Below are 11,592 nucleotides of genomic sequence, written 5' to 3'. Positions count from 1 at the left end.
TGAATCACAGCGGCCTTTTTTGTTTTAAAACCTGGTTAAGACTTTTCTGCCTAAATCAAAGGTTAACCGGAATGCTTGCTGACTACTCATCCTTGATGGGGTATTATGCAAACTAAAGACGAATGATCCTCTGATATTCTTGAAAATCAAAGGGGTATACATCAGATCAAGCCTGTTATAAGTTTTATTCTGATAAAAACCATCTCCATAATTGATGTGTGATCCCTGCCCCTTGTAAAACTCATCATATAAAGCAAAACGTTTGTAACCCAGGTAAGCACTGGCTACAAATCCTTTTGGGGTATTCAGGTCTGTCACATTTCTGATTCTTTCAATAGACATCAAGGCTCCGGCTTCAATTGTTAAAGAATCCAGTATAGTCTTGTGACTAAAATCCAATCCCAATTTCACTTGTAAACCACCATTATCCTCTATATGGTCACCTGCTTGTTCATTTGAGGTATACGCATTATGCATCAGCTGAAAATAATGAGTCACATAAAAAGGCCCTGTAGTTACCGGACGATATTTACCCGATAATCCTACTAAAAATTGCTCTCTGTCGGTTGGTGATTGTTTACTCAGCCAATCAATCCATACAGTTTCTGTAAAATGCTCATTTTGATATTTCAATAACATCCCCTGTACATTTGGGCGATAATAGCGCAAAGTATCATTTAATAAGGCACGTGGATAGTCACTGAGCAGTCCTTCTCTCGAAAATGCACCAATATTAAAATTCCAGTTTTTGTTGGTAAAGTTGTAATAAGCAACCGGATCTACCTTCATAAACCGGCTGGAACCAAATTCGTGTAATCCGTTTACACCCACAATAAAGTGATTGTTGCTGTCCAGGTTTAATCCAAGGTCAAGGGCAAGCCTGGTACCTGAATAAGTATTAGATCTGGAAATGTAATCTTTATACTCCCTGTTGTCCATAAAACCCATTCCGTTAAAATGGATATCAAGGCTTCCCTGTGCGAACGCTATAGTACTTGAAAATATTGAGACAATAATGATCAGGTAGATTTTTTTATTCATAATTGTATTTTAATCTTAATAATTTGGCGCTAATCTACAAAGCTTGTTTAGAATTTATGTGGTAAATTTGTAGAAATGAATATCATCACACAAACTGCAGACGGCTCTAACACTTTATATAACGAAACCATTGGTGAACACTACCATTCTAAACATGGCGCATTACAGGAAAGTAAGCATGTATTTATTGATGCCGGCCTCAAACAAGCCGAACTCATTTTTCCTGACCAGCCTATAGCTATTCTGGAAATTGGTTTTGGTACAGGCCTGAATTTTCTGCTGACATCTGCTTATGCAGATGAACATGGGCTTTCATTGAGTTATACTGGGATTGAAGCCTATCCGCTAAGTAAAGAAGAATTGATCTCTACACAATATAATCAATATGTGCCGGCACCGGTCTGGGAGAGCCTGATGAATGTTTATGCAAACGCATTATGCGCAGCAACCGCTTTGAATACGAATCAGGAATTAACCATAGCACATACTACTCTGGATGCTTTTAAAGCGGAGAAATTATTTGATCTGGTATATTTTGATGCTTTCTCTGTACAGCACCAGCCTGAAATGTGGTCGGATGAAATCATTTGCCATGTTTGCTCTTTCTTAAAACCTAACGGAATCTTTGTGACCTATGCAATCACAGGAAAACTTAAACGCGCTTTAAAAAGTTGCGGCATGAAGGTTGAAAAGCTCCCTGGTGCACCTGGGAAACGCGAAATGTTGCGGGCAACTAAAGTTCCTGCTGAACTGGCACCGGTTTAATTTACAAATCCCCGACTAAACTTGAACTTTTGCCATTTAGATTTGTTTTCAGGGCTAACCTGAATAATACAAATACTTAGAGAAAAACAAATATTTACAATGGATAAAAGAAAATTAGGTAATACAGATTTACTGGTTTCGCCAGTAACTTTTGGGGGAAATGTTTTTGGATGGACATTAGACGAGAAACAATCTTTTGAAGTTCTTGATGGTTTTATAGAAGCAGGGTTCAATTTTATTGATACTGCTGATGTATATTCCAGATGGGTACCAGAGAATAAGGGCGGCGAATCTGAAACTATTATCGGGAACTGGATGAAGGCAAGGAATAACCGCAATCAAATCATATTAGCTACAAAAGTAGGTAGTAATATGGAGCTGAACGGAAAAAAGTGCCTTTCAAAAAAATATATACTTGAAGCTGTTGATGCTTCGCTGCTTAGATTAAAAACTGACTATATCGATCTTTACCAGTCGCATTATGATGACCTGGAAACCCCAGTACAGGAAACACTCGAAGCTTATGATCAATTGATCAGAGCAGGAAAAGTACGGTGGATAGGTGCTTCAAATTTCAGTGCTGAAAGATTCAGGGAGTCTTTGGAAACCAGTGCGCGTTTAAGCTTGCCAAAGTACCAGAGTTTTCAGCCGGAATACAATTTATATAAAAGAGAGGGGTTCGAAAAAGAACTGGAACAGATTTGTCTGGATCATCAGGTCGGTGTAATCAACTATTATTCATTAGCAAGTGGTTTTCTGACAGGAAAGTATCGTTCGGAAGCTGACCTTGGCAAAAGCCAGAGAGGCAGTGCGGTCAAGGAGTTTCTGAATCCAAGAGGATTCAGAATTTTAAAAGCATTGGATGAAGTTTCAGAACAATACAATTCTTCTCTGGCCAGCGTCGCTTTAGCCTGGCTGATGGCCAGACCGTCGGTAACTTCACCGATTGCGAGTGTGACTAACTTAACGCAATTAAATAATCTGACAAAAGCAGCAGCATTAAGGCTTGATGTGGAAGTGATCTCTATATTGGATGCCGCAAGTGCGTGGGAATAAGATTTTAATAACAAGTTGTTTATCATGCCCTGCTAATTATTTTGGCAGGGCATTTGTTTTTAGCCAGACTTTATTATTAAATTCACCCGAGCATGAAAAACATCTCCCCTCCTTTTTACGCCAAGCTTGCTTTGGTCCTATTTTCTATTATCTGTCTGGGGTATCTGGCCATTTTGGGTCACAGTCTTCTGGCTCCGCTGCTTGCCTCATTTTTATTAGCACTCTTATTATTACCACTGGCAAATTTCCTGGAGAAGAAATGGAGGTTTAAAAGAAGTTTAGCTTCTATTGTGTCTGTTATTATTATGATTGCTGTCATTGCCTGCATCATGCTCTTTCTGGCCAACCAACTTACTGATTTAGGACAAGACTGGCCTTTATTGAAGCAACAGGCCATACATTCATTTGAATCCCTCCAAGTCTGGGTTTCTCATACTTTTAATGTCAATGCGCATAAACAGATTGATTACTTAAAAGATAGTGCCACCAGCGCGCTGGCATCCAGTGCTACTGTTTTAGGTGCCACTTTAATGACCTTATCTTCAACGTTATTATTCCTGGCTTTTCTTTTATTGTTTACTTTCTTCATTTTAAATTACCGCCGAATCCTTTTTACTTTCCTGATCACAGTTTTTAAAGAGGAACATTCTGAAAAAGTTAAACAAATAGTGGAGCAAATTCAGTACATCATTAAACGTTATATTTTAGGATTATTCCTTCAGATGCTGATTGTAACTACATTAACAATTATAGTGTTGTCATTACTCGGGGTAAAGTACGCAGTCTTGTTAGGTTTGATTACAGGTATTTTTAATTTGGTTCCTTATCTTGGGATCTTCTCTTCTTTACTGATCAGTGTGCTGATTACTTTTGCAACAGCTGGTGCAACCAAGGTGCTGTTCGTTTTGATCGCTTATGTAGCTATACATACATTGGATGGCAATATACTGATGCCCCTGGTGGTAGGCTCGAAGGTAAAAATCAATGCATTATTCGCTTTTATAGGAATTATTGTTGGTGAAATGCTGTGGGGTATATCAGGAATGTTTTTATGTATTCCCTATCTGGCTATGTTAAAGATTATCTTCGACCGTGTTGATGAATTAAAGCCCTGGGGAGTTTTACTTGGTGAACAGGAAAAGCCAGAGCGGAAACGAAAGGTATACCGCATTACCAAGAAAATTAAGCTGGAAGAACCTGAGTAACAAGTTTACCGCATCTTTTAATAACAAACCCATTCTTTTAAATAGAATGGGTTTGTTATTTTAGCGCTTTATTTTAAATAAAATCCCATGCCAAACCATATCCCTCCTATTACTGCAGCCGATCCTTCTACTGCGTTTCAAAGGTTATTAACTATACTTGATACTTTGAGAACGGACTGCCCATGGGACAGAAAACAAACCATGGAGACTTTACGTCACCTGACGATAGAGGAAACCTATGAGTTGTCTGATGCGATTCTGGATGGGGATTTAACTGAGGTTAAAAAAGAATTAGGAGATGTGATGATGCACCTGGTTTTTTACGCAAAGATCGCTTCGGAAACCAATGACTTCACGATAGTGGACGTACTGAATAGTGTTTGTGATAAACTGATCAACCGTCATCCCCATATTTATGGTGATGCAGAAGTCCAGGATGAAAATGATGTGAAACGTAATTGGGAACAGATTAAGTTAAAGGAAGGTAACAAATCAGTATTGGGTGGTGTGCCCGCTTCTCTTCCTGCTTTAGTAAAGGCCAGCAGAATTCAGGAAAAAGCAAGAGGAATCGGTTTTGACTGGGAAAATAAAACTCAGGTTTGGGAAAAAGTAGAAGAGGAACTTCAGGAATTCAAGAATGAATATAATGTTGTTGACAATGAAGCGATAGATATTGAAAAAGCGGAATCAGAATTTGGAGATCTTATTTTTTCACTGGTTAATTACGCCAGATTTATTGGAATTAATCCTGAGAACGCTTTAGAGAAAACTAACAGAAAATTCATTAAACGTTTCCAATATATAGAAAGTAAGGCCAAAGATAATGGCCAGGCTTTGCAGGATATGACTTTAGAAGAAATGGATGTGTACTGGAATGAAGCTAAGAAACTGTAAATTACCTTATAGTAAATTGCAAAAATAAGGGGTCTGTTAATGAAAACAGACCCCTTATTTTATAGGATTAAGAATGTTTTTTCTTCATGGTCATTTTTGCTTTCTGACCAATACCATAATTATAATTCTTTGAGTTACTTTCTTTTTTCTCATGGTAAGCTCCGCCACCAGCAGGTTCTTCAGTTTTAACTTTGACTACACGGTTTTTATCAAATCCTTTTGGTCTTAATGTTTTCTCCACTAAAAGCTCTTCCGGAAGTTCCATCAATTCAAGTTTCTGACCAATTGACTGCTCAATTTTTTTCACCTGAACAAGCTCCATATCTGTAGCAAAAGTAATAGCAACCACTTCTTCAGGATTTTCCTTGTTTTTAATAATTCGGCTCAGGAAAGTTTCCTTTTCTTCAGGCACATCAAAGTGGAAGATAAATGGAATGCCATCCAGGTCCAACGGACCTTCACCCTGATTGGCCACCACAAGTACCCTTGCGCCTTCACTCTGTTTAAAATCTTCAAAATCATCAAAACCATTTTCATCAAAATGTAATGGTCTGAACATAGAAAATTCCATTTCTTTAGGACTTGCGATACTGATAGCCACTTTTTGTGCAGTAAGTCTTGAATTCACAAAAACTACTACTTTATTGAATACTTCATCATCACGTAATAAATGACGCAGCAGATTTATCTTAGTCTTATAATTAGGAACCTGGTAAAGTACCTGTGTAACCGTTTCAGTTTTCGAATCCCCAAAATCCTCTACTTCAATTACCGTAGGGAAGTTCAGGAACTGATCCGTCATTTTAGTTAATTTTTCATGAACAACCTCTGTGAAAACCAGATGCTGACATTTACCAGCACTTCTTGCCAATTCACAAACAGGTAATTGCATTCCCTGCTGTACAATTAATGCGGCATCATCCACAATAAAAGTCTGAAGTTTACTTAAGTTCAAACCCAGTTTTAAATAAATGGCTCTTGCTCTGGTTGGTGTTGCGACAACAATATCGATACCCAAAACCAATTCATTAACTTCGGCTTCTACCCCTCCAGTACCATAAAGACCAACAATATTCAGATCTCTGTTTTTACTTAATGAAATAAACTGATCAATTACAGCGATTGCACGATCCTTATCTGCCACTAATATTAAAACTTTTGGCGCATCATCTTTCGTATATTTCAAACGCATTAAAACGCCAAGGATATAGGCTGTTGTTTTACCTGATCCTTCCGGACCTACAGCAAGTATATCCTGCCCACCCAAAATTCTAGACATAGTTTTTGCCTGGATTTCTTTCGGGGTTAAGTACCCGGCATCAGTCATTGCTGTAATCAGGGGCTTACTTAGTTTTAATTTATCTAACGACACAGTATTTCAGTTAAAATTGATATTTCGCCAAATTTACGGAAATAAGCACAATATCCGGTATAATCTGTGCGAAACCATAAAATATCGGATTTAAAATCCTATTGTATCAAGATTTTGATACGATTAAAGCCGATGGGGTTACTTGATTTTGTAGTTTTACCAGATTAACAAATTCCCATCAATATGAAGAAAACATTACTGACCTTATTATTATTTACGGCTGCAACATCCGTATTTGCACAAGATGCGGTCAACTACCAGCTTCCACCTAAAGCAATTGCCGACCTTTTATTAGCCAATCCCACACCTGCAGTGAGTCTTGATAGTAAAGCAGAATGGATGCTGCTCAGCACCAAAAACTCTTACCCTTCTGTGGAAGAATTAGCCATGCCTGAATTCCGCATCGCAGGATTACGCATCAACCCCGATAATTTCTCACCAAGCAGGCAGACATTTATTAATGACTTTACACTAAAAAATATTAAAACAGGAAAAATAGCCAAAATTAATGGCCTTCCTGCTCCACTAGCCGCAGCTAACGCCTTATGGAATCCTTCACAAAATAAAATCTCTTTCACACAGACCACTCCAAAAGGTGTTGATTTATATGTTATAGATATCGCAACTTTAAAAGCAGTTAAAATTAATCAGCAACCTTTAAATGTAACTTTAGGTGGTGGAATTACCTGGGTGGATGACCAGACTCTTTTATATAGAATCGCAACAAAGCCAGCCAGTGCGATCCCGGTTAAACCATTATTGCCTAAAGGACCTTCTATCCAACAGAATATTGGCAAGGCTGCACCAAATCCAACCTATCAGGATTTAATTAAAACTCCATTCGATGAGCAATTATTTGAGTTCTTTGCGACCTCGCAATTAGTTCAATATAAAAATGGGGCACAAACCTTAATCGGACAGCCCGCAATGTATGCTGGCGTTGATGTTTCTCCTGACAAAAAATACCTGTTGCAGGAAACGATCAGTAAACCTTTTTCTTATCTGGTTCCAGCTTATGGTTTTCCCAGGACAGTGAAAATTACGGATCTGTCTGGTAAATCGATTAAAGTTCTGGCCGAATTACCTTCTAAAGAGAGCACTCCATCCGGAAATGACAATACGCAGAATGTTCCCCGCAATTATGAATGGAGAGCAGATCAGGCGGCAACTATCACATGGGCACAGCCACTGGACAGCGGACTGATCAAAAAACAAGTTCCATTTCATGATGCAATCTATGCTTTAAGCGCACCATTCTCTGGTGAAGCTAAAGAGCTTTTTAAAACAGTTACCCGTTACCGTGAAACTATCTGGGGAAATGAAACTCTTGCCTTGGTCAGGGAAGAACTTCGTGGTAAACAAACCATCAAATTAAGTCGCTATAATCCAGCTAAGGGAACAATTGAGACTTTATATGAATTAAATGAGACTGACAATTACAATAACCCAGGTAATCCGGTTACAGAGAAGAATGCTTATGGCCGTCAGGTTGTACAAACTGTAGATAACGGAACCAGGTTATTGATGAACAATATCACAGGCTCCTCTCCAAAAGGCGATTTACCTTTCCTGGCAAAATTTGATCTGGCTTCTAAAAAGAACGAGATTATCTGGCGTAGTGCAGAAGGGTTTTATGAATACGTTGTAGATGTACTGGATGCTAACAAGTTAGTGTTACTAACCAGAAAAGAGTCACAAAAAGATGTACCAAATTATTACATTAAAAACCTGGTACTTAGAATAGCCGACAGACCAGTAACTGATTTCACTAATCCATACCCGGGGCTGGAGGGAACTACTAAAGAGAAAATCACTTACAAACGTGCTGATGGGATAGATCTTACAGGTAATTTATATTTACCAAAAGGTTATGACAAGGCTAAAGATGGCCCATTGCCTGCACTGATCTGGGCTTATCCAAGAGAGTTTAATTCTGCGGCTGATGCGGCGCAAATCAGAGGTTCTAAAGATCGTTTCACTATGTTAACCTGGGGTTCTCCGATCTACTGGGTTACACAAGGATACGCTGTCCTTGACAATGCAGAAATGCCAATTGTAGCAAAAGACGGAAAAAAACCAAATGATACTTTCGTTGACCAGTTAAAATTAAATGCAGAGGCTGCAATTAATAAACTTGCTGACCTTGGTGTTGGAGATAGAAACAGAATGGCAGTAGGCGGACATAGTTATGGTGCATTCATGACTGCAAATTTACTGGCACATACCAACCTCTTTAAAGCTGGTATTGCACGCAGTGGCGCTTATAACAGAACACTGACTCCTTTTGGATTCCAGAATGAAGACCGTACATATTGGGAAGTTCCACAACTATACTATGAAATGAGCCCTTTCAGTTATGCAGATAAGATTAAAACTCCGCTTTTATTGATTCATGGAGATTCTGATGATAATACAGGTACTTTTCCAATTAACAGTGAGCGTTTGTTTAATGCAATCAAAGGTCATGGTGGAACAACAAGATTGGTCTTCTTACCTTATGAAGCACATGGTTACCGTGGTAAAGAAAACATTTTACACTGCCTTTGGGAGATGAATTCCTGGTTAGATAAATATGTGAAAAACGCAAAATAAAAGACTAAATATTTAACCTGAAAAAGGTTGCAATCTATGAAGATGCAACCTTTTTCAGGTTAAATATCATCGTTATTTAAAACGTATCGCTTTTAGCGGAGATATTCTGCTCACCAGTAAAGATGGCAGGATCAATACCACGAAACAAATTACAATGGTGGCCAGATTAAGAATCAGCACATCAATAAAATGGAATTCTATGGGCACGTAGGATAAGTAATAGGAGCCTTGGTTCAGCCTGAATATATGCGTGTATTGCTGTAGAAAGCCTAAACCCAAACCAAGAATATTTCCTAATAACAAGCCTATTCCAACTAAGTAAAGGGCATTGTATAAAAACACTTTCATTACACTGAAGTCCGTCATCCCGAAAGCCTTTAACATCCCGATCATATTGGTTCTTTCCAGAATCATGATCAGCAAGGCAGTAATCATATTAATTACCCCAACAATCATCATTAAGACAAGCAAAACCCTCGTATTGACATCAAGCAGAGATAACCATGTGAAAATATTTGGAAAATATTCTTTAACAGATTCCGATTTAAGGTTAATCTCCATGGTAGAATAAATCTTATCGGAAGCCGGCTGCAAACGGGAAAATTTTTTAAGTTTGATCTCAATTGCACCAATCTCATTGGATTGCCAGTTATTTAAGCGCCTGATGATGTTAATATCTCCAAGTACAAAACTTTTATCAATTTCCTCTACTCCAATATCATAAATCCCTACAATCTTAAAGGGGCGTTTACGTGGAGGATTCTGTACAAAGTACATCACAAAGCTATCTCCGGTTTTAAGTTTCAGCCGGTTGGCAGTGAAAGAAGAAATCAGGATTTCTTTAGTCGCTTTAGTACTGTCAGAAAAGTCCATAATCCTGCCGCTGACCAGATGTTTACTGATATAATCCCAGTTGAAATTGCGGTCTACACCTTTAAAATTAGTTCCTTCCACTTCATCATTTGCTGAAATGATAGCCGGTTTTGTAGCATAGAACTGAAAATAAGCAATATCCTTATTTTCTTTCAGGTCAGTTAAAGTTTTGGCTGTAGGAACAAAAGGTGTGAGTTCAAAGGAATTATTTAAATCGAGTTTAAAAATCCTGACATCGCCAACAAATCCTCTTACTTTTTCTTGTATTTCTGTTTTAAAGCCTTTGATAATGGCCACCGATAACATCATAACGGCAAGACTTAGCATCACCCCCGCAATAGCAATACGGACGATCAGCTTCGAAAATGTGCGTTCTGATTTAATGGCAATTCGCCTGGCTATGAAATATTCTGTATTCAAAATTTTTAATAAACTGTAACTTAGAGCCTGGTTAATAAAAACAGACAATAGCAAAAATGGTTATTTGATTTTGAATTCAACTATAATAAGTAAAAAAAGGTCTTATGAAACTATCTTCTTCCATCCTGCTCCCGGTTTGCCTGGCTATATTCAGCATACAGGCTTGTGCTAATTCAAAATTGACTGATAATGATAGTTCCGCCCTGAAACCAGCAGAAAGTAAAAATACTGGTCATGAAATCCTGACCGGAGCAGCCCAAACGGAAAAATATCTGCCGCTGCTTCAAGGAAAACGGGTTGGAATGGTGGTCAATCCAACTTCTGTGATTAATGAAACCACGTCGGTAGACAGCCTTTTAAAACGCGGCGTAAATATTGTCAAAATATTCGGCCCTGAGCATGGTTTCAGAGGTGATGCCAGTGCTGGAATTAAAGTAGACGATGCGATCGATAAAAAAACAGGAATCAAAGCAGTTTCCTTATATGGTAAACATGAGATCCCTACCCCGGCAGATTTAGCTGATGTGGACATCATGGTTTTTGACATTCAGGATGTAGGTGTACGTTTCTATACTTATATTAATACCCTGCAATATGTGATGCAGGCTTGCGCAGAAAATAAAAAGGAACTGATCATTCTGGACAGACCAAATCCTAACGGGTTTTATATAGATGGCCCTATTCTGGATTCCAGACTGGTATCGGGCATCGGACTAAAACCAATTCCTATTGTCCACGGGCTGACCGTTGGAGAATATGCACAAATGTTAAATGGAGAAGGCTGGCTTAAAAATAAATTGAAGTGTAAAATCACGATTATTAAAGTAGCAGGTTACACCCATGATATGCCATATGATTTACCTGTTAAGCCATCTCCGAATCTAAATACACAGCAATCTATTTTACTTTACCCCACGCTGTGTCTGTTTGAGGGAACCTACCTCAGTCAGGGCCGCGGAACTCAGTTTCCGTTTACTGTTTTGGGTGCACCCGCGCTAAAAGGAAAATACACCTTTTCTTTCACCCCGAAAAGTATCAAAGGAATGGCAGAAACTCCTTTACATCAAAATCAGGAATGTTATGGTTTAGATCTGAGAAATTATAATATTTCAAACCTTAGGAAGAATAAGGTGTTAAACCTTAAGTGGCTTATTGAATTGTACCAGGCCTATCCTGATAAAGCAGATTTTTTCAACTTCAAGCTCAGCAAGCAAATGAATAATTTTGATAAGCTTGCTGGTGTTTATAGCTTAAAAGAGCAAATCATTGCAGGTAAATCTGAAAAAGAAATCAGGGCAAGCTGGGAACCAGGATTAAGTCAGTACAAAAAGATGCGCAAGAAATACTTGTTGTATCCTTAACCTTAAACTGATC

Annotated in this window: 9 protein-coding genes; 6 read left to right on the top strand and 3 right to left on the bottom strand. The window is 38.4% G+C overall.

Annotation, left to right across the window (positions count from 1 at the left end; genetic code table 11):
- Positions 1-24: 24 nt before the first annotated feature.
- On the bottom strand, positions 25-1,041 hold the full coding sequence (locus AB3G38_RS21415; protein ID WP_367865746.1) for a hypothetical protein: 1,017 nt from the start codon (positions 1,039-1,041) through the stop codon (positions 25-27).
- Positions 1,042-1,116: 75 nt separating this feature from the next.
- Here AB3G38_RS21415 and mnmD point away from each other — a divergent pair, with 75 nt between their 5' ends.
- The 4 genes from mnmD (at position 1,117) to mazG (ending at position 4,961) form a co-directional block, all read left to right on the top strand.
- Complete coding sequence (mnmD, locus tag AB3G38_RS21410) at positions 1,117-1,806, top strand: tRNA (5-methylaminomethyl-2-thiouridine)(34)-methyltransferase MnmD (RefSeq protein ID WP_367865745.1); 690 nt, start codon at positions 1,117-1,119, stop codon at positions 1,804-1,806.
- A gap of 99 nt (positions 1,807-1,905) precedes the next feature.
- A complete protein-coding gene (locus AB3G38_RS21405; RefSeq protein ID WP_367865744.1) occupies positions 1,906-2,862 on the top strand; it encodes an aldo/keto reductase in 957 nt (318 codons plus the stop codon).
- Positions 2,863-2,954: 92 nt separating this feature from the next.
- Positions 2,955-4,067 carry an AI-2E family transporter gene (locus tag AB3G38_RS21400; protein WP_367865743.1) on the top strand — a complete coding sequence of 371 codons (1,113 nt, stop codon included), beginning with the start codon at positions 2,955-2,957 and terminating at the stop codon, positions 4,065-4,067.
- Between the two features lie 87 nt (positions 4,068-4,154).
- Positions 4,155-4,961: a nucleoside triphosphate pyrophosphohydrolase gene (mazG, locus tag AB3G38_RS21395; RefSeq protein WP_367865742.1), complete on the top strand. Its 807-nt coding sequence runs from the start codon at positions 4,155-4,157 to the stop codon at positions 4,959-4,961.
- Positions 4,962-5,028: 67 nt separating this feature from the next.
- Here mazG and AB3G38_RS21390 read toward each other — a convergent pair whose 3' ends face one another.
- On the bottom strand, positions 5,029-6,333 hold the full coding sequence (locus AB3G38_RS21390) for a DEAD/DEAH box helicase (protein ID WP_367865741.1): 1,305 nt from the start codon (positions 6,331-6,333) through the stop codon (positions 5,029-5,031).
- Between the two features lie 183 nt (positions 6,334-6,516).
- Between AB3G38_RS21390 and AB3G38_RS21385 the strand changes: the two genes are divergently transcribed.
- Positions 6,517-8,925 (top strand): alpha/beta hydrolase family protein, encoded by a 2,409-nt coding sequence (locus AB3G38_RS21385; RefSeq protein WP_367865740.1) that lies wholly within the window; start codon positions 6,517-6,519, stop codon positions 8,923-8,925.
- A 72-nt stretch (positions 8,926-8,997) separates the two neighbouring features.
- On the opposite strand, the gene AB3G38_RS21380 is transcribed toward AB3G38_RS21385, so the two are convergent.
- Entirely contained in the window at positions 8,998-10,218 is a 1,221-nt protein-coding gene (locus tag AB3G38_RS21380; protein ID WP_367865739.1) for an ABC transporter permease, read from the bottom strand.
- A 104-nt stretch (positions 10,219-10,322) separates the two neighbouring features.
- Here AB3G38_RS21380 and AB3G38_RS21375 point away from each other — a divergent pair, with 104 nt between their 5' ends.
- The gene (locus tag AB3G38_RS21375) at positions 10,323-11,579 is read left to right on the top strand and encodes an exo-beta-N-acetylmuramidase NamZ domain-containing protein (protein WP_367865738.1); all 1,257 of its coding nucleotides are present in this window, start codon (positions 10,323-10,325) and stop codon (positions 11,577-11,579) included.
- Positions 11,580-11,592: the final 13 nt, after the last annotated feature.

The organism is Pedobacter sp. WC2423, from assembly GCF_040822065.1.
In the GTDB taxonomy this organism is placed as follows: Bacteria; Bacteroidota; Bacteroidia; order Sphingobacteriales; family Sphingobacteriaceae; genus Pedobacter.
This window is presented reverse-complemented; position numbering and strand designations above follow the sequence as displayed.

Bases quoted from the DNA above. Each gene is read 5' to 3' on its own strand.
- mazG (WP_367865742.1), top strand. From the start codon at position 4,155: ATGCCAAACCATATCCCTCCTATTACTGCAGCCGATCCTTCTACTGCG.
- AB3G38_RS21405 (WP_367865744.1), top strand. From the start codon at position 1,906: ATGGATAAAAGAAAATTAGGTAATACAGATTTACTGGTTTCGCCAGTA.
- AB3G38_RS21400 (WP_367865743.1), top strand. From the start codon at position 2,955: ATGAAAAACATCTCCCCTCCTTTTTACGCCAAGCTTGCTTTGGTCCTA.
- AB3G38_RS21375 (WP_367865738.1), top strand. From the start codon at position 10,323: ATGAAACTATCTTCTTCCATCCTGCTCCCGGTTTGCCTGGCTATATTC.
- mnmD (WP_367865745.1), top strand. From the start codon at position 1,117: ATGAATATCATCACACAAACTGCAGACGGCTCTAACACTTTATATAAC.
- AB3G38_RS21385 (WP_367865740.1), top strand. From the start codon at position 6,517: ATGAAGAAAACATTACTGACCTTATTATTATTTACGGCTGCAACATCC.
- AB3G38_RS21415 (WP_367865746.1), bottom strand. From the start codon at position 1,041: ATGAATAAAAAAATCTACCTGATCATTATTGTCTCAATATTTTCAAGT.